The sequence below is a fragment of the Enterococcus sp. LJL120 genome, assembly GCF_054871765.1.
The window spans coordinates 69,820-88,517 of sequence record NZ_JBTXLV010000005.1 but is presented as its reverse complement, the minus strand read 5'-3'; the positions used below and the strand labels follow the sequence as shown (position 1 = coordinate 88,517).

Here is an 18,698-nt window from a genome sequence, read left to right as displayed (position 1 = left end):
TTCATGATACTTCTATTTTAGATGATTTTTTGCCAGAAAACGAGTGGAATGCATTAAAAAAAGCAGCCAGTTCACACTAGCTGCTCTCCAAAGTGTTTAATCATAATCCACTTCTAATACTTGACCAGACTGGGCGTCCACTAAGACTTCAGCGTGGCGGCCGGAGGTTTTTACGTGAACCTCCCAATAGGTGGTGTTTAATTCCCGCTCCAGCTGCCACTCATAAGCGGAGCCGCTGTTGATTTCGCCTTCAGCGATACTGCTGATCTCTTCAAGATTTTTTAAATTGTCCAGATTTAAAGCGCTTTGGCGGCGTTCAATGCCGCCTCGTTCATCGGCATCTAGATTCTTTTGCTTTTGATTCGATAAGCTGCCGTCTGTTGCTGAAATCCAAACGTCGTATTCCACATCGTCATCCATGCCTTCGACTTCATAATAATAAATACCGTGATGGGTCTTGAGCTTCAACTCAGTGATATCTGTACTGGCATATTGTTCTTGAAAAATGCCGATTGCATCACTGACTGAAAGCGTGATTGTAGCGGTGCTGACATCGGCAGAGCTGCCGCTGCGAACCGATGGACTAGTCGTTGTATCGACACTAGGTGTTGTTTGCTCAGCGGCTGCGACGGAACTGCTATCCTCAGGTGCTGCTGGACTAGCTGGTGCTGTCTGCTGAGTGTTATTGGCATTATTGGCCGGTGCCGGCTGATTTAATTGCGCCTGATTTGGGGAACAAGCCCCTAAAAATAAAAGTGCTAACCCGCTAATCCCCGTAAACATTATTTTTTTCATTTTAAAACTCCCCCTTAATTTCTCCTGCTCTTTTCTATAAACCTATTATAGCGAAAAAGTGTTTTTTCCAAACCAAAAGACTATGAAGACAAAATGAAGAATTCTTCATTTTGATTTAAGCAAATCCAGCAAATAAGCTGTCAAATCTTTAATGGGATTTGACAGCTTATTATGAGTTGCCTATTTTTAATTTTTGGGCAGGGTCACTTGGAAGGTGACGCCATTGTCTTGATAATCTAAAACGACAATTTCCCCTTGATAAAGCTCAACTAATTGTTTGACGATGGAGAGGCCGATGCCGCTGCCGGCGATTTCACTGGAGCGGGATTCATCCACTCGATAAAAGCGTTCGAAAATTTTCTTCTTATTGCTTTCAGAAATCGTCACGCCAGTATTACTGACGCTAAATTGAACAGTCGGGCCAATCGGTTCCAATTGAATCATGATTTTTTGATTGGTAGGGGTGTACTTAACAGCATTCTCAATTAAATTGCGGAAAATTTGATAAAACTGCTGCTTGTCCCCGTCTAAAACCACATGGGGAGCCAATGAAAAAGTCACCTTCTGAGAGATTTCGGTGGCTAACTCCTCTAAAATTTGTTCGACTAAATCGGTTAAATCAACGGCTGTATAATGATTGACATTTTTCTCTCGACCCAACAACAGTAATTGTTGAGTGAGAACTTCCATCCGTTTTGATTCCTTGTCGATAAAATTCAAGGATTTAGGAATAATTTCCGGATGCTCAGTGCCGCGGCGGCGAATCAAACCGACATGACCGCGAATAGCTGCTAAAGGTGTTTTTAATTCATGGGATGCATCGGTAATAAATTGCTGCTCCCGCAACATGGCCTCCTGCTGACGAGTGAGTAAGTGATTAAAGGATTTCGCCAAATTCTGCGCCTCTTGAGGACTGGTAGGCTCGCTTAAAGGTGTCTGCTCCGTGATTTCCGGAGCAATTTCTTTAATCTCCTGATTCATTTTTAATAAAGGGGCGCTGATTTTTTTGGAAAACCGCAGGATAAAGAAAATCCCAAAAATCAAAATTAAACCAGAGAGAATAAAAATCCACTGGGCTAAGGTCACCAGAATCTCAAAATTATCCTCCATATCAGTTAAGATGGCGACGCTCGTCCCGTCTACAGTGAACTGATTGAAATAATACGGCGTGCTGTCCTCCCACAGGATATCCTGTAAAAAGAATAGCTGGCCCAATTCGTTAAATTGAGAAAATAACGAGTAGGCATCACTAGAATAAACGGAATTGCCGTCACTGAGGGCCACCCGGATAAAATAGCGAGGATCATCAGCTGCAATATATAGCCGCAGGGTTTCCCGCCACTCGTCATTGGTCTGAGTATCAACTTGCGACAGAGCATCTTCAATAGCGGCAGTTTCTTGCTCCGTTGATTCATATAACCGGTAACCAGTGGCTAAAAGAAAACTCGTCCCCAATAAAAAAATAACAGAGAGGGTGATGGCGGTAAAACGGGTGACTAATTTAAATTGCAGGGTATTTTGATTTTTCTGATACCACTGCTTCAGGCTATTCATTTTCCTGCCTCAAGACGTAACCGACGCCCCGGACCGTTTGAATCAAGCGGGGCCGGCCATCTTCATCCAGCTTGTTCCGCAAAGCCCGCACGTAAACATCCACCGTGTTGGTTTGCCCAAAATAATCGTAGCCCCAGACGGTGTTCAATAAATCGTCGCGGCTGATGACCTCTTCTGGCCGTTTGATTAATTCATAAAGCAAGTCGAACTCTTTTTTAGTTAGAAAAATTTCCGTCTGCTCTCTGAGTACCTGCCGTTTGGCGACATCTAAAACTAAATCGGCATACTGATAGGTCAGGCCGGTTTCCTTCAATTGGGTGATGCGCTCTTCTCTTCGTAAAATCACGCGAATGCGGGCCAATAATTCTTCAATTTCAAAGGGCTTGGTGATATAATCGTCCGCTCCGGCGTCTAAGCCGGAGACTTTATCAGAAATCTGATTACGGGCGGTCATCATGATAATCGGCACAAAACTATGGCGGCGAATCCGCCGGCCAACGGTCAATCCATCAACCTTTGGCAGCATCCAATCCAGTAAAATTAAGTCAATTTCCTGCTCATGGGCGGCAAATAAATCTAAGGCCTCTGCTCCATCCTTGGCATAAATTACTTGATAATCTTCAAATTGCAGTTCCTCTTGAATAAAGCTGGCTAAACTTTCTTCATCTTCGACTAATAAAATGACAGGCTTTTCCATCGGCTTCCTCCTCAACAGGTTTTTCTTATCCTAAGATTACCGACAGTTGCTCAAAGAAGCAATCATTTTAAGATGAAAAATTCTTCATAAAGGCATAGAGCAGTTTTTTTTTGGAGAGTTTTTAATAAAGGTCGTCTTAACTGCGATAGTTCGAGTTATTCAATTATTTTGAAGGCAGCCTTTTACAAAAAAAGTTTTTTCAAATTGCCGGAGACGTTTGGTTTGCTATCAAATTAGCATGGGAGTATCGTTACCAATAGCGAATGGAGGAGATTTACAGATGGATAAATACGCAAGTGGTTTAAAAGCCCGGGAAGAAATTATCGGCCAAGCGGCGAGTGAGATGGTGACGCAAACCCTTAAGGATATTTCCCCAGTTATGGATGATTATATCAAGCTGACTTTTGGCCAAATGAAGGCAGATGAGACCTTAGATTTGAAACAACGGGAACTGATTGTGCTGACTACGCTGTTGACTCAAGGAGACACAGCACCCCAGTTGAAAATTCATCTCCAAGGGGCCTTGAATGTCGGCTTATCAAAGGCCGAAATCATTGAAACCTTTGTCCAATGCTTACCTTATGTTGGTTTTCCCAAGGTGATGAATGCCCTAACTGTCGCAAAGGATTTCTTTGCTGAAAATGAGGACTAAACAAAGTCGGCTTATAAAATTGTGTTGGAGTTTGGCTAGCTTTTTGTTTTGTGGCCTAGTGTCTTGAAGTGAGACTTTCCATAGGTTTGCAATTTTTTTGAAGTAGGCTCGGGCAAAGGTCGGTGCTATTTTTAAAAAATTTAGCTTGTACCAATTATTCTTCAAACAAATACCCCGTCAGCTTTTTAAAACTGGCGGGGTATTGAGCTTGATTTAAAAGCAAATGTTACTGATTTCTATTTTGCAGGCTGTTGATTCTGTACTGATGAAGCGCAGCAGAAATTTTTTTCAAAATGGGTCGGCCAAAAAGGGCCAGAGCCAAGCCAATTGCAATCTGATTGGTGATAATCGTAATGAGTAGGATTAAAAGAGAGCTTAAAAAATTGGTAGTAATAGCAATTCGCTCTTTCGTGGATGCAATCATCAGTTCACCTCGTACTTCTCTTTTTTTAAATTATAACATATGTCATTATTGAGCGGACTGGAAAATTAGCTCGGTTTACCACTTCTCAGTCATATTTTTTGGTATGCTTAATGTAGGTAGGTGAAGTACAATGACACAAATAAAAGCAGTCAGTTTGCGGGCTGTCAAAGCCTCTGACATTAAATTAATCAGAAAATGGTGGGCAGATAGCCGTGTGATGACAGCAGTTGGCTTTCCCAAGGGTTTGCAGGCTAGCGAGGCAGAAGTGCTGGCTTCAATTGCTAAACACCAAGCCGCTGATTTTTCTGAATTTTTAATTATTTTGGATGAAGCTCAGCGACTGATTGGCGAATTTCATTATCGTCAAGTCAGCGAAAATTGTGCAACCTTTGGGATAGTAATCGGCGAGTATGGAAGTCAGGGCAAAGGTTATGGCAAAGCCGCTCTTTTAAAAGGGCTGGCCATGATTCAAACTAATCCAGCAATAACTTTTCTGGAAATTCAAGTAGCAGCTGACAATCTCAAAGCGATTGGTTTGTACGAAACGCTTGGCTTTGAAGTCAGCGAAAAAATTTCCGACAACTGGACTGACCAGCTGGGAAATTTACGTTCCACCGCCGTTATGCAGTTAAAAATCTAGCCCTGCTATGATAGCTAAAAAAATCAAAAATCATCCAAAAATTCCGAAAACAAAAAAGCCAAACTAACAATTTTAAGAAGATTCCTCTCATATGGTATGAGAGGACAGCCTCTAGTTAGTTTGGCTCATTTTTTGGTTAAAGCCTTTTAAAACTTAAAGGCTTGGTCAATCAAAGCATAATCATCATTGGATAAACGGACATCCATAGCTTTGGCGTTATCTAAAACTTGCTCAGGCTGTTTAGCACCTGGAATGACGACGGTCACATTTGGATTTTTCATATACCAAGCCAAAAGCAATTGGGCAATCGTCGCATCGTTGGCTTTTGCCAGAGGTTTCAAACTATCCACTGTGCGAACAATTTCTTTGTAGCGTTCCCCTTGGAAATTCGGATTTTTCAAACGACGGTCATCGGCGGCAAATTTAGTATCTAAGGCGTATTTGCCGGTTAATAAACCAGAAGCTAATGGGAAATAAGGGACAAAGCTGATGCCTTGTTGCTTCAAATATGGGAATAAATCTTTTTCCGCCTCCCGATGTAAGAGGGAATAATTTTCTTCGACAACATCAATGTGACCATGTTGATTGGCCTCTTTTAATTGGTCGAGGGAAAAATTGGAGACTCCGACAGCGCGAATTTTTCCGGCCAATTTTAAATCATGCAAAGCACCGACTGCTTCGGCTTTTGGGGTCGTTTCATCGGGAAAATGAATATAGAAAATATCTAGATAATCAGTTTGCAGCCGCTTTAAAGATTCTTCAACAGCATTAGTTAAAAATTCCGGGGTGTTGTTAAAGGAGCCGTCTTTATCATGGGCGGCTTTGGTGGCAACCACCACTCTTGCCCGGTCGTAATCCTTTAAGACCTCACCGATTAATTCCTCTGAACGGCCTAGTCCGTAGGCATAAGCCGTATCTAATAAATTGATGCCGCTGTCTAGAGCAGCCCGAAGGATTTTTTTACCGGTTTCGTCATCTAAATTGGGAAATAAATTGTGACCACCGACAGCGTTAGTGCCTAATCCTAGTTCATAAGCATAGACTTGCGAATGGCCAAAGCGTTTTTCTTCCATAGGGAAATCCCTCCTTAATAGTTGCTTTCAGTGTAGCCTAAGTTTGTCAAAAGGGGTAATAAAAAGAACTGCTGTTGGGTCGAAAAGAAAATAGCTCATGAAAAAATTTGAAAATTATCATGGTTTCAGCTTGACTTTCGCCAGTTTCTCTAGTATTTTATGTGTAATATCTTAAAATTCCATGAGGGAACGAGTATTTTGTTTTCAATTTTCCAGAGAGAACTGCCGTGGCTGCAAGCAGTTTACTTGAGACAAAAGAAAGACATTTCTTAGAAGAACAGAGGAAAAGCTGTTCCGTGTGCGAGCGTTAATCGGTTGAGGAAAGAGCAATCTTTCAAATTTAGGTGGTACCGCGTATGACAATCATTCGTCCTTGTTCAGTTAATGAACAGGGACTTTTTTTATTGCCGCAGACTGCCCCTCAGGAATTTTAAATCACATTTAACAAGGAGCGAATCATATGAATTACCAACGCCCTAAAGGCACCGCCGACATTTTGCCGGGAGAATCAGAAAAGTGGCAGTTTGTCGAAGAGACCGCCCGTTTAATTTTTAGAGACTATCAATTTCAAGAAATCCGCACGCCGCTTTTTGAGCATTTTGAAACAATTTCCCGCAGCGTTGGGGACACTACGGATATCGTCTCGAAGGAAATGTATGACTTCTATGACAAAGGCGACCGCCATGTCACCCTGCGTCCGGAAAATACGGCGCCGATTGTGCGGGCCTTCGTTGAAAATAAATTATTTGGACCGGAATACGCAAAGCCTTATAAAGTTTTTTATACGGGGCCGATGTTTCGCTATGAGCGGCCACAAAAAGGCCGCCTGCGACAATTTCATCAAATCGGCGTTGAAGCGTTTGGCTCTAGCAATCCGGCGACAGATGTTGAAACGATGGCGATGGCCTTGGATTTCTTCAAACAATTGGGCATTCAGCAAATTCGACTGGTCATCAATTCCCTTGGGGACAAAGAAACCCGCAAAAATTATCGCCAAGCGTTGATTGATTATTTGGAACCACATATAGAAGAGTTAAGCGCAGATTCCAAACGGCGCCTGCATGAAAATCCGCTACGGGTCTTGGATAGTAAAGACCCGAAGGACAAACAGTTTGTTGCTGAAGCTCCTTCAATTTTAGAATTTTTAACACCAGCTTCACAAAAACATTTTGACGATGTCTTAAAGATGCTGGAGGCATTAGAAATTCCATATGAGATTGACAGCAATATGGTGCGGGGTCTGGATTATTACACGGATACGATTTTTGAAATCATGAGTGACGCCAAAGGCATGGGGGCCCAATCGACAATTTGTGCCGGCGGCCGTTATGATGGCTTGGTGGAAGAACTAGGCGGACCAGAAACCCCGGGATTTGGTTTTGCGATGGGGATTGAGCGGGTCTTGATGACTTTAGCGATGGAGGAAATTGTAATTCCGGCGATTAATGAATTAGATGCTTATGTTGTAGCGATTGATGATGGCACTAATCTTGAAGCGCTGAAATTAGTACAGGCTGTCCGCAATTTTGGCTTTTCGGCTGATCGTGATTTTATGCACCGCAAACCAAAAGCCCAGTTCAAATCCGCTGACAAACTCGGCGCTAAATTAGTTCTAACCATCGGCGAAGAAGAATTGCTTAAGGGTCTAGTGAAGGTTAAGTCGATGGCCACCAGTAAAGAACAAGAATTTCGTTTAGAGGAAGTTTACGAAGATTTCCCAGAAATTTATGATGAGATGACGACCAAAATGTTTGACTAAAATTTATGAAAAATTTTGGCAGGCTAGCTTAGGTCTGATGTAATTAGAAAATATTCCAGCTGGACTCAATTTCCAACTAAATGTTCCAACTTGGCCAATTCTCAGCTAATTGAGCCTGTAGGAATGAAAATCAACTTAAAATTTATCTATTAAAAAAGGAGCAAAAAATAAAATGGCAGAACGAACAGTGTATTGCGGTCTAGTTTCCGAAGATCAACTAGGCAAAAGAATTACCTTAAAAGGCTGGGTACAAAAACGCCGGGATTTAGGCGGTGTGATTTTTATTGACTTACGGGATAGAGAAGGAATCGTCCAAGTGGTGTTCAATCCAGAATTATCCAAAGAAGCTTGGCAGATTGCTGACTCTTGCCGCAGCGAATATGTGATTGAAGTGACCGGTGAAGTGATTAACCGGGCGCCAGAAGCCATCAATCCTAAAATGAAAACCGGTCAATTTGAAGTCATGATTGACCAAATTACAATTTTAAATACGGCGAAGACACCGCCATTTGTGATTGAAGACGATCAAAATGTTAACGACGAAACTCGTTTGAAATATCGTTACTTAGACTTGCGGCGGCCGAAAATGACCAATAATTTCAAATTGCGCCACCAAGTGACCAAAGCGGCCCGCCACTTTTTAGATAACCATGATTTTCTAGATATTGAAACGCCTTATTTAGCAAAATCAACACCAGAAGGTGCTCGGGATTATTTGGTACCTTCAAGGGTCCATGCAGGGCATTTCTATGCGCTACCGCAATCACCACAAATTTTAAAACAGTTGTTGATGGGGGCTGGCTTTGACCGTTACTATCAAATCGTGCGCTGTTTCCGAGATGAAGATTTACGGGGAGACCGTCAGCCGGAATTTACTCAAATTGACTTAGAGACGACTTTCTTAACGCCGGAGGAAATTCAAACTTTAACCGAAGGCATGATTGCCCAAGTCATGAAGGAAACAAAAGGTCTTGAGGTCACTCTACCGTTCCCTCGGATGAGCTGGGACGAAGCGATGAACCGTTACGGCAGTGACAAACCAGATACTCGTTTTGCAATGGAGCTGGTTGATTTAAGCGAAGTTGTCAAAGATGTGGAGTTTAAAGTGTTCCAAAGCGCTTTAGAAAATGGTGGCGTCGTCAAGGTTTTAAATGCTAAAGGTGCTGCCGATAAATATTCCCGTAAAGACATGGACAATTTAGGGACTTATGTTGGTCAATTTGGTGCAAAAGGATTAGCTTGGCTGAAGGTTGAAGACGACGGACTAAAAGGACCAATCGCTAAATTTATGGGAGACGCTGCCGAAAAAATTATCGCAGCCGCTAACGCTGAAGTCGGTGACTTATTGATGTTTGGTGCCGATAAATTTTCAGTAGTAGCCGCAGCCCTCGGCGCTATCCGCACCCGTATGGGGAAAGAATTAGGCTTGATTGATGAAAGCAAATTTAATTTCTTGTGGATTGTTGACTGGCCGTTGTTTGAATATGATGAAGAAGCGAAACGCTATGTTTCGGCGCACCATCCCTTCACCCTGCCAAAAGAAACTGATATTCCGCTCTTAGCAACCGATCCGGCGAAGGTCTACGCAGAAGCCTATGATATTGTCTTAAATGGTTATGAATTAGGCGGAGGTTCATTGCGGATTCATACAAGAGAATTACAAGAAAAAATGTTTGAAACATTAGGCTTCACTAAAGAAAGTGCAGTGGAACAATTTGGTTTCTTATTGGATGCTTTAGAATACGGCTTCCCACCACATGGCGGTATTGCCTTAGGTTTAGACCGCTTAGTGATGCTTTTAGCTGGTGAAGATAATATTCGTGAGGTGATTGCCTTCCCTAAAAACGGAAAAGCCGCCGACGTGATGACCGAAGCCCCAAGCTTAGTTTCACCTTTACAATTATTTGAATTAAATATTGACGTGACAGCGATTGAAGAATAGTAAGTCGCGGCCTTAAGCCCTTTTTTCAGAAACTTGCAGAAATAAAAAGACTTTCTTAAGGGAATCGTTAGGAAAAATTAGAACAACTTTAACCGGTTGTTCTTTTTTCTTTGTTATAAAAAGGGTATACTGTAACTGATTAAAACAAAGCGAGGCTTTTTCAATGAAAAAAATAGTTGATAGTTGGCCCTATCATGATTTTACCGCCAAACTATCGGTAGCAATTGTCTATGCACTGTTGTCGTCTATTGCCATTAATTTTTTCTATCAACCAGGTCATATTTATTCCAGCGGGATTACCGGACTGGCCCAAGTAATTACCACTCTGTCTAAAGATAGTATTGGGATTGGCTTGCCGGTTTCGGTGACTTTATATCTGCTGAATATTCCTTTGTTTTTGGTTGCCTGGCGTAAAATTGGCAAGAAGTTTACCATCTTTACGATTATCACTGTGACCTTAGCATCTTTGTTTATTCAAATTATTCCCCAGACGGAATTAACTACCGATCCGATTATCTGTGCAATTTTTGGCGGCGGTATTATGGGCTTTGGCGTTGGCTTTGCCTTGAAAAATGGGTTATCCTCTGGTGGTCTGGACATTATCAGCATCACGATACGCAAAAAAACCGGCCGCACAATCGGTTCAATCTCCATTTATTTTAATGCTGTGATTGTCCTATTGGCGGGTGTGCTATTTGGCTGGCAATATATGTTTTACAGTGCCTTGTCGATTTTTGTCAGCGGCAAAGTGACGGATGCCGTCTTCACTAAGCAAAAGAAAATGCAGGTGATGATTGTCACCAAATGTCCGGATGAAGTGATTGAAAATATTCAAGGGAATATGCGCAGAGGGATTACCATTATCCACGAAGCAGAAGGTGCCTTTAAACACGATAAACAAACGGTTCTATTAACGATTGTGACGCGCTTTGAGCTGCCTCTTTTGGAAACGGCGATGAAAAAAGCCGACCCGCAAGCCTTTGTCAGTATTTCAGATAATGTAAAAATTCTCGGTCATTTTTATGAAGAAAGTTTACAATAAGTTGAATAATAATAAAAGGGAATTGGCGCTGAGCTGATTCTCTTATTTTTTTGGAGCATTTTGCAAAAAAGACAAGCGTAACGTAAGCTGGAATGTTACACTTATGGGGAAATGAAAAAAAGGAAGTGGGAAAATGAAAAAAGTTTTGGGTGGTTTACTAGTTACAGGGATGTTTATTTTAGGAGGTTGTGGCAGTTCGGCACGGGATGATTTTGCTGATGCTTGGGATGAAGTCAATGACTTTAGTCAGTACAATGCGATTGATTTTTCACTGACCGTCGATGAGCTGACCATGGATGGCGGCACAACCAGCAGCAGTGACGAGTATGATTTTAGCGGCATTTTTGATTCGTTGATGTCAAGTTTTCAAGGAATGGGCATTGGCGGCAATGTTTTAATTGACCAAGAAAACGAAGCAGTTGAATATAATTTCAACTTAAATTTCATGGACAATGAGTTTCCCTTTGAAATGATTATGGCCGGCGACGAGACTTATATTTCTGGTGACGCCTATGTTCAAATCTTGACGCTGATGAGTTCTCTTTATGATACAGGTGTTGATTTTTCTGGCATCACCGATCAAATAAGTGGGAAATATGTCGAAGCAAATCCAGATGATTTCGGCGATACCTTTAGTACGAGTGATTTGACTGATTTACTAGAGGTGGATGATTCAGCGCAAACGACCTACCTGGCTGAATACACACGCACCTTAGACGAAAGTACTTTTGAACAAGACGGCGATAAAATTTCTCATACCTATACCCTTGAAGAAATCGAAGGCTATTATGATTTTGTGCAGGAAAACGGCACAGATGAAGATATCGAAGAGCTGGGAGAATTTGACGCTGCCGACATTACTGATTTTGAATTGACGGTGACTTTGGACACCAGCAATAATAGTGCTGAATTTTCTTGCACAATGACCAATGACGATGCTGACGGCACGATGACGGTGGGCTTTACCGGTAACCTTGCGCCGACTTCAAGTGATGAAACGGTGACTGTGCCATCTGGTAATCAAGTAGTGACGGAAGATCAGCTGGACACCATGTTAACAGAAGGTGCCACTTATCAATTAAGTGAAGATGAGTTCAACGAGCTTTTAACTAGCATTGAAGGGGCTCAAGATTATTACACCAAAGATGAAATCATCGAAATGTTTGAATCAGAAGGAATCACCTTCACAGATGATCAACTTGCTCAGATTGACGCTTTGTATCCGGCGGTGTAAGTCAGTAATTTAAATGGAAGTATCTGATCCGAAACTCAAAGGATTAGATACTTTTTTTGGTTAGGGGAAAAGCAAGCTTTAACAGATATGCAAAAGGAAAATGAGAAACTGAAAATCTAGGTGTAGTCTCAGGACATGGGGACATCAGTTGATTATTTTTTTTGTTTTTAAGCAGCTAACAACTTGTAAGGGACTTCAAAAATTAGTTTCGTAGTGCTGAAATTAGAAAAGCTAATATCTTTTATCTTGAAGCAAAAGTATTGGCTACAGCCCCTGCTAATTATTGAGTAAAAAGATGTTACTTTAAGTTATTAAAGTCTTCCTAATACTTAATAACTTTTTCTTGCTTTTCATATTAAAAGGTCGTACTCTTAAAGTTATATTACAAAAGGATTTGGTTGGGGTCGAATGAAGAGAGAGAAACGCTATATTACCGGATTTGACGGCATCCGTTCAATTGCCGTTATTGGAGTCATCCTGTATCACCTGCTGCCGACAAGCTTGGCGGGGGGCTATCTAGGGGTCCCCATTTTTTTTGTGGTCTCAGGCTATCTGATTACCGATTTATTGCTACAGGAATTTGACGACAATAAAAAAATTGACATCTGGGCCTTTTATAAAAGGCGGATGAAACGTCTGTATCCAGCGATGGTGGGTATGTTTTTGACGGCCATTACATATATTACTTTATTTCAGCAAAATCTTTTAGAAAATATTCGCCAGATTGTAGTCAGCAGTTTGCTATATGTCAACAACTGGTGGCAGATATCCCGGGGCTTTTCTTATTTTGATCGCTTTGCTAATGAGTCCCCTTTTACGCATATCTGGTCTTTAGCCGTTGAAGGCCAAAATTATTTAATTTGGCCGATTGTCGTGTTGCTGATGCTGAAATTTATCAAAAGTCGGGGACGAATGTTTTATATTTTAATGGGAGCAAGTATCGTCTCAGCTCTGTTAATGGTTATTTTATATACTCCCGGCGGTGATCCGACTCGTGTTTATTATGGAACCGATACTCGTCTGTTTTCGGTTTTGATTGGGAGTGCCTTGTCCTTTGTCTGGCCTAGCCGCCGCTTGAAGAAAAACATTTCCCGCAAAGCAACTTGGAATTTAAATGTTATCGGGCTAATCTCGCTGATTGTTCTATTGATTGGCTTAGTAAAATTAGACGACCAGTCCAATTTTGTCTATTGGGGTGGGATGTATCTCTACAGTATTTTCTGTGCCATCTTAGTTGCCGTGACGGCTCACCCTGGTTCCTCATGGAATCGTTGGTTGACCAATCCAATTTTTAATTGGTTGGGAAAAAGAAGTTACGGGATTTATCTCTATCAATATCCAGTGATGATTTTTTATGAAGCGAAAATCACCAATATAAATAATCTATTATGGCTGCATATTATCATCGAAATTGTGCTGATTTTACTTGTCAGCGAATTGTCCTATCGCTTTATCGAAACACCTTTTAGAAAGCTAGATTATGGACACTTGAAGCAACAAATTACAAAATTTTTAAAAAGCCGCAAAAGTGTTAAACAAACTTTATTTTACAGTAGTAGTATTTTGTTGCTAGCTATTACGGTATTCGGGTTGTTGATTGCACCGACTGACGCCGCTAATGCTGAACAAGACGAGTTCGAAGCTCATTTAACGGAAAACAGCCGCCTGGCGGAAGCGACAAAAGATGGCACAACTAGTTCGACTGACAGTTCAACAGATTCGACTACTCAGTCAGAAGTTCCGACGGAGGCCAATCCCTATGGTCTATCAGAAACGCAAATTGCAGCCGCCCAGGCTTTGCCGATTTCAGCCTTTGGCGATTCAATTGTTTTGGATATGGTGACGGATTTTCAAAGTGTCTTCCCGCAAATTGTGATTGATGGCGAAGTTGGCCGGCAATTATACAATAGCGCTGAAGCCTTAAGTGCGATGGCTGAAAAAGGTGAACTGGCGGATACAGTGATTATGAGCTTAGGGACAAACGGGCCCTTCAGTGAAGAACAATTCGCTGAAATTATGACCGTTATAGGGGAACGGCAAGTCTACTGGATTAATTTGCATTTGCCGACCCGTCGCTGGGAAACGCAAGTCAACGATATGCTAGCCGCGATGGATGCAAAGTATGACAACTTGACCTTGATTGATTGGCATACCTACAGTACCGACCATCCGGATTGGTTCTTTAATGACAACGTGCACCCCAACGCAGCGGGGGCAGTTGAATACACCCGTTTAGTGGCGCAAGCAATTTTAGCTGAATAAAAAAACTGCAGAGCAGCCAGTTCCAAGTAATTGGAGTGGCTGCATCTGCAGTTTTTTTTGCTCTTATTCATTTGGTTTGACGGCAACAAAGATAAAACGATGTTCTAGGTTAGCGATAAAGCCTTTTTGGTTTAACTCTTCTTCCAAATAAAGCAGCTCCTGCAAATTATTTTCCACTGAAAAATTCGGAAACTCCCAAGAAATAGTCAATGCGTAATAGATGAGGGCCTCCATCGTATAAAATTTTTGCCAAGGATAGGCTTCATCAGCAAAAAGTAGTTGAAAATTTTCGCCTTTAAGCTGTTCTTTGACGGTTGCCAAATGCCAGTCAAATTGCTTTTTTTGAAAATTAGGAATCAACCGGGAAGTAAGGGTCAAGCCATTTAAATCGCCGACCTGCTGTGAAATAAAATTTCCACCGGGTTTTAAGACCCGCTTGACTTCTTTCAAATCAAAAGACTCATGGGAATTGATCACCAAATCAAAATGCTGATCAGGAAAGTTTAATTTGTCATCCTCTTTTACAAATTTAACAGCGACACCCTGAGGGTCTAATTTTTCTAAAAGCAATTGATAATTCTTCGGCCAGCCCTCCGTCACCGCCGTATTCTTCGGCGGGTGATTAAAGCTTTTTAGAAGTTCGCCGCCGCCTGTTCCCATGTCCAAAAGCTGAAGTTCTGGCTGTAAAAATTTTTGAACGATTTTTTGGTAATTCCAAGGGTTCGCTTCTTGCGTGTACTCTGCTTCAATGGCTGAAAAATCCCAGCCGCTGAAATTTTTTTGTTTAGCCTGAGCCTTTAGCCAGGCCGGATTGATTGTTGTGGGCATAAACATTCTCCTTAAAATTTAGTCAGCGAGAAATTGATACCGCCCGTGATAGCAGAAAACAAGCTTGAGATAGTCGCTATCATGAGCTATATCAAGCAGTTACCTCGTTTTAGTCTGATTATCATCATCTCACACCCTTCAAAAATTAAGTCAATGTCAAAGAATAGCTGGCATCAATCAAGCCAGCCAGCTCAGAAAAATCGGCAAATTGCCGTAAATCAACGGTAATCCAGTGGCTTTTATTCATATGATAGGCTGGGAAAAAACCAGCCTGCTCCTGTAAAATACTGCCTAATTCTGGTTCGATTTTTAAATTTAAGATGGTCAACTCATCACTAGTGGGCAAATCCAGCTTGTCTTCAGTAACGCTCATCAGCAATGCAAACCACTTTTGATTGCGGCGATGACGAAAGACGCTGCTATTGTTTTTAGCAAAGGGCCGGTCCGGTTGAATCTGATAACGCTGAAAAATGTAATCGATAACCTCTGCTTCTGTACTCATAGATCAGGCCTCTGGTGTCAATTGTTTTTGCATCAAATAATCGGTTTGCACGTCGTCCCCCATTACAAAATCATGTTGGCCGACCCGCTGAAAGCCAATTTTTTTATAAAAGGCTAAAGCCGGTTGGTTGTATTCCCAAACTCCTAGCCAAATCGATTGCTTTTTCAACTCATCTGCCCGTTGCAACGCTTTTTGAAACAAGCGATTACCTAGCCCTTGGCGTTTAAATTGTTTACGGACATAAATCCGTTCAATCTCAAGGCCTTCAGCATCAACAGGTTCCGTTTGAGCGGGACCATAATTCAATTTTAAATAGCCGGCTAAAACATCGTCGCTAAAGATAAAATAAAATTCTGAGAGGGGATTAGCAAGCTCTCTCTCAAGCTTTTCAAGATTGTAGGCTTCGTCTAAGTAGGCATCCATATTTTCTTTGGTGTTGTCATTAGCGAAGGTATCAAAATATGTCTCTCGGCTAATAGCCTCCAGTTCCTTGGCATTTTCTTTTGTCAGAGGTTTAATTTCAATCATGGTCTGGACTCCTTTAAATTATCGCTTGTGTAGTAGGCCTTTTTAGCCGACTAAAACGCTATTGGTTTTAGCTGTCTGTAAATAGGTTTCTTTTTGTCTACGAGTCAGCTTTTTAAAGGCTGACTCGGCTTTGGTAGCTTCACTGCGGCTGGCAAAACTTTCCGCATGAATCATTTGAACAGGGCGGCGGCTGTTGGGATGAGTATATTTGGCACCGGTACCGCTGTTGTGCTCAGCTAGGCGGCGACTTAAATCGGTCGTATAGCCACCGTAAAAAGTTTGATCACGGCACAGCAGTACGTAGAAAAAATGTTCGTCACTTTTCATAGAGCATGCCTCGTATTTCTGGTGTATAATCGCCATTTTCATCGGCAGTAAGAAGAGGGGGCAATATTTTAAGGCCGGCTTCTTTGCCGTTACGAATCCCTTCAATCAATAAAATATTGGCCTCCTTACCGGCCTTTGGATAAACAAACTGCAATCGCTTTGGAGCGATATCATATTTTCTTAAAGTGTCGATGATATCCAAAAAACGATCCGGTCGATGGACCATCGCAAAATGGCCATTGGTTTTCAACAGGCCGCTGGCAATCCGAATGACCTCGTCAAGATTCGTTTCGATTTCATGACGGGCAATCGCTAAATGGGGATTGGGATTTTTGCGACTGGTCGGCAGCTCCTTGAAATAAGGCGGATTGCATAAGACCAAATCAATCGAGTCAGGCTGTAAATAATTGAAGCAGTCTTCAATGTCACCGGCTACCATAGTCACTTGTTCCTCCAAGTGATTTAGTAAAATACTCCGCTGCCCCATGTCGGCAAGGCGTGGCTGGATTTCAATTTGGGTAATCGGCGCGGCGGTTTTACCGCTAACAAAAAGACCTACGGCACCATTGCCGGCACAGAGATCGACAATCTGACCCTTTTGGGGAATTCTTGGAAAATTTGCTAATAAGACGGCATCTAGAGAAAAAGAGAAGACCTCTTTGCTTTGAATAATTTGAATACCTTCAGCGAAAAGCTGGTCAATTCGCTCACCGGTTTTTAAAGGGACAGTCACCTACGCACAGCTTCTTTCTTTATAATTTCTTAAGCCTTGCAGCTTTTTTTTAGGTTCAATGAATAGAATACTGGTATTATACCTTAGACATTTACTTACAGCAAAAAAATACTTGATAAGTAAAATAAATTTCGGCATACTATGATTCAGAGAAGTCAGAGCTTTCTCCCAGTCAGAAAGGAAGAGGAACATGTTTTTCCGTTTTATTCGAATGGTAGCTCGCTTTGTGGTTTTTGTGTTAAATGGCAACGCCCATTATCAAAATCGTGAAGCCCTGCCGCAAAATGAAAATTATATCTTAGTCGCTCCCCATCGTACCTGGTGGGACCCGATTTATTTGGCGATTGGTGCCCGTCCAAAATCCTTTAGTTTTATGGCCAAAGAAGAACTATTTAAAAATCCAATTTTGCGTTATATTCTGGTTCATGCCAATGCTTTTCCCGTTAAACGCACCAATCCTGGACCAAGCACAGTGAAGACGCCGGTAAAATTATTGAAGTCAACGGATTTGAGTTTGATTATGTTTCCTAGTGGCACCCGCCATTCTACCGAATTAAAAGGTGGCATGGCATTGATTGCCAAGCTAGCTAAGGTGCGCATCGTGCCATCCGTTTATCAAGGCCCGACCAGTTTTAGCGGTCTACTCAAACGCAAGCGGATTGATGTCCGTTTCGGAGAACCGATTGATATCAGCGATATAAAAAAAATGGATAAAGCTGGTATGGATGAGGTGGAACGCCGCATTCAAACGGCTTTCGATCAATTGGATAAAGAGGTCAATCCAAATTACAAGTATGTCGCTTCCGAGAAAAAATCTTAAAAAAGCAGCTGCCCATTGTATCGCCCCTTAAAATGTTAGCTTTTTGGTCTAACTCTTAAGGGGATATCGACTGAATGGGTAGCTGTTTTTTTGATTACTTTATCAATTCCATTAACTCTTTGACCACCATTGGCGAAATTTTTGGAATAAAGTTGGTTGCTGCAAGCTGTCAGCTGTTTTTTCAGCAGCGTTAAAGGCGGTGATTAGCTGACTGTTAAGTTGCTGATAGCTATCGTTTGAAAACATGGGCTGGCCAGCATGATTGGCATATTGATCAGTCCCAATGGCTGAACCCAAGGGATCTTCTGGATACAGCCAATTTGTTTGCTGCTGATTGGCGACGTGGCTGCACAAAGCGATTAATTCATCGTAAAATTCTAGATAATCGGAGTAGAAATTGATGGTTTCCGTGTAATCAATAATGATTTGAACAGTCGCATCCGTTGCTCTTTGCTGCTGGATGACATGGATAAAATCCTCATAAACTGGACTCAGTAAAGGATAGAGGGAATCGATATAGGAACGATTTTCCTCAAGGTTATTTAAATAACTGTCGCTAGCAAGCTGGATTTCGCCGACCAGATTTTCTGTAAACCACGTACTAAAAGCCTCCTCATAAGCTTCTTCATAAGCTTCCTCCCCCGCAAAGTTTTCTAATTGCGGAGCTGTTAAACTGGCAATCTGCTGCTGTTTTGCGGGCAATTGCGGCAGTGCCCCTAATAGCCAAAAAAGCGGCAGGCTATTGTTTGCTTCAAAAAGTTGGCAGTCAGTTCCTGCCAGTAGATAAGCCCGATTCCCCATCTTTTTCCCTCCAAAATAATTCAAATGGTTTTTATTTATTATAACAGGAAAAAGGCTGAAGAAAGTGTTTGGAGAAATTTTTTTT

Annotated in this window: 19 protein-coding genes and 1 other annotated feature; of the genes, 8 read left to right on the top strand and 11 right to left on the bottom strand. The window is 41.8% G+C overall.

Annotated elements, in window-relative coordinates:
- Positions 1–96 precede the first annotated feature (96 nt).
- The 3 genes from ACYSNU_RS09530 to ACYSNU_RS09520 all read right to left on the bottom strand — a co-directional run bounded on the left by ACYSNU_RS09530 (position 97) and on the right by ACYSNU_RS09520 (position 3,046).
- Entirely contained in the window at positions 97–795 is a 699-nt protein-coding gene (locus tag ACYSNU_RS09530; RefSeq protein WP_461736991.1) for a PepSY domain-containing protein, read from the bottom strand.
- A gap of 186 nt (positions 796–981) precedes the next feature.
- On the bottom strand, positions 982–2,349 hold the full coding sequence (locus tag ACYSNU_RS09525; protein ID WP_461736990.1) for a sensor histidine kinase: 1,368 nt from the start codon (positions 2,347–2,349) through the stop codon (positions 982–984).
- Positions 2,342–3,046, bottom strand: a complete 705-nt coding sequence (locus tag ACYSNU_RS09520) for a response regulator (protein ID WP_461736989.1) — start codon at positions 3,044–3,046, stop codon at positions 2,342–2,344. Before ACYSNU_RS09520 ends, ACYSNU_RS09525 begins: the two co-directional genes overlap by 8 nt.
- 280 nt (positions 3,047–3,326) lie before the next feature.
- Between ACYSNU_RS09520 and ACYSNU_RS09515 the strand changes: the two genes are divergently transcribed.
- Complete coding sequence (locus ACYSNU_RS09515) at positions 3,327–3,698, top strand: carboxymuconolactone decarboxylase family protein (RefSeq protein ID WP_461736988.1); 372 nt, start codon at positions 3,327–3,329, stop codon at positions 3,696–3,698.
- Positions 3,699–3,924: 226 nt separating this feature from the next.
- Here the strand turns inward: ACYSNU_RS09515 and ACYSNU_RS09510 are convergent, their stop codons facing one another.
- A complete protein-coding gene (locus ACYSNU_RS09510) occupies positions 3,925–4,122 on the bottom strand; it encodes a hypothetical protein (RefSeq protein WP_461736987.1) in 198 nt (65 codons plus the stop codon).
- A 130-nt stretch (positions 4,123–4,252) separates the two neighbouring features.
- Between ACYSNU_RS09510 and ACYSNU_RS09505 the strand changes: the two genes are divergently transcribed.
- The gene (locus ACYSNU_RS09505; RefSeq protein ID WP_461736986.1) at positions 4,253–4,762 is read left to right on the top strand and encodes a GNAT family N-acetyltransferase; all 510 of its coding nucleotides are present in this window, start codon (positions 4,253–4,255) and stop codon (positions 4,760–4,762) included.
- Positions 4,763–4,908: 146 nt separating this feature from the next.
- Here ACYSNU_RS09505 and ACYSNU_RS09500 read toward each other — a convergent pair whose 3' ends face one another.
- Complete coding sequence (locus tag ACYSNU_RS09500) at positions 4,909–5,835, bottom strand: aldo/keto reductase (RefSeq protein ID WP_461736985.1); 927 nt, start codon at positions 5,833–5,835, stop codon at positions 4,909–4,911.
- A gap of 172 nt (positions 5,836–6,007) precedes the next feature.
- Positions 6,008–6,213: a binding site (T-box leader), on the top strand.
- Between the two features lie 82 nt (positions 6,214–6,295).
- On the opposite strand from ACYSNU_RS09500, the gene hisS reads away from it, so the two are divergent.
- The 5 genes from hisS to ACYSNU_RS09475 all read left to right on the top strand — a co-directional run bounded on the left by hisS (position 6,296) and on the right by ACYSNU_RS09475 (position 14,074).
- On the top strand, positions 6,296–7,594 hold the full coding sequence (gene hisS / locus ACYSNU_RS09495; RefSeq protein WP_461736984.1) for a histidine--tRNA ligase: 1,299 nt from the start codon (positions 6,296–6,298) through the stop codon (positions 7,592–7,594).
- Positions 7,595–7,766: 172 nt separating this feature from the next.
- Positions 7,767–9,536 carry an aspartate--tRNA ligase gene (gene aspS / locus ACYSNU_RS09490; RefSeq protein ID WP_461736983.1) on the top strand — a complete coding sequence of 590 codons (1,770 nt, stop codon included), beginning with the start codon at positions 7,767–7,769 and terminating at the stop codon, positions 9,534–9,536.
- A gap of 163 nt (positions 9,537–9,699) precedes the next feature.
- On the top strand, positions 9,700–10,578 hold the full coding sequence (locus ACYSNU_RS09485; RefSeq protein ID WP_461736982.1) for a YitT family protein: 879 nt from the start codon (positions 9,700–9,702) through the stop codon (positions 10,576–10,578).
- Positions 10,579–10,711: 133 nt separating this feature from the next.
- Entirely contained in the window at positions 10,712–11,812 is a 1,101-nt protein-coding gene (locus ACYSNU_RS09480) for a hypothetical protein (protein ID WP_461736981.1), read from the top strand.
- A gap of 408 nt (positions 11,813–12,220) precedes the next feature.
- Positions 12,221–14,074, top strand: coding sequence for an acyltransferase family protein (locus tag ACYSNU_RS09475; protein WP_461736980.1), 1,854 nt, complete (start codon positions 12,221–12,223; stop codon positions 14,072–14,074).
- 63 nt (positions 14,075–14,137) lie between these two features.
- On the opposite strand, the gene ACYSNU_RS09470 is transcribed toward ACYSNU_RS09475, so the two are convergent.
- The 5 genes from ACYSNU_RS09470 to ACYSNU_RS09450 form a co-directional block, all read right to left on the bottom strand.
- Positions 14,138–14,902: a class I SAM-dependent methyltransferase gene (locus ACYSNU_RS09470; RefSeq protein WP_461736979.1), complete on the bottom strand. Its 765-nt coding sequence runs from the start codon at positions 14,900–14,902 to the stop codon at positions 14,138–14,140.
- A gap of 145 nt (positions 14,903–15,047) precedes the next feature.
- Positions 15,048–15,404, bottom strand: coding sequence for an MmcQ/YjbR family DNA-binding protein (locus tag ACYSNU_RS09465; protein WP_461736978.1), 357 nt, complete (start codon positions 15,402–15,404; stop codon positions 15,048–15,050).
- A gap of 3 nt (positions 15,405–15,407) precedes the next feature.
- Positions 15,408–15,932: a GNAT family N-acetyltransferase gene (locus ACYSNU_RS09460; RefSeq protein ID WP_461736977.1), complete on the bottom strand. Its 525-nt coding sequence runs from the start codon at positions 15,930–15,932 to the stop codon at positions 15,408–15,410.
- A 42-nt stretch (positions 15,933–15,974) separates the two neighbouring features.
- A complete protein-coding gene (locus tag ACYSNU_RS09455; RefSeq protein ID WP_265456211.1) occupies positions 15,975–16,259 on the bottom strand; it encodes a GIY-YIG nuclease family protein in 285 nt (94 codons plus the stop codon).
- Positions 16,249–16,992 (bottom strand): tRNA1(Val) (adenine(37)-N6)-methyltransferase, encoded by a 744-nt coding sequence (locus ACYSNU_RS09450; protein ID WP_461736976.1) that lies wholly within the window; start codon positions 16,990–16,992, stop codon positions 16,249–16,251. The genes ACYSNU_RS09455 and ACYSNU_RS09450 overlap by 11 nt, the downstream gene beginning before the upstream one ends.
- A gap of 190 nt (positions 16,993–17,182) precedes the next feature.
- Between ACYSNU_RS09450 and ACYSNU_RS09445 the strand changes: the two genes are divergently transcribed.
- The gene (locus tag ACYSNU_RS09445; RefSeq protein WP_265456208.1) at positions 17,183–17,812 is read left to right on the top strand and encodes a lysophospholipid acyltransferase family protein; all 630 of its coding nucleotides are present in this window, start codon (positions 17,183–17,185) and stop codon (positions 17,810–17,812) included.
- A gap of 111 nt (positions 17,813–17,923) precedes the next feature.
- Here the strand turns inward: ACYSNU_RS09445 and ACYSNU_RS09440 are convergent, their stop codons facing one another.
- Entirely contained in the window at positions 17,924–18,613 is a 690-nt protein-coding gene (locus ACYSNU_RS09440; protein ID WP_461736975.1) for a hypothetical protein, read from the bottom strand.
- Positions 18,614–18,698 lie beyond the last annotated feature (85 nt).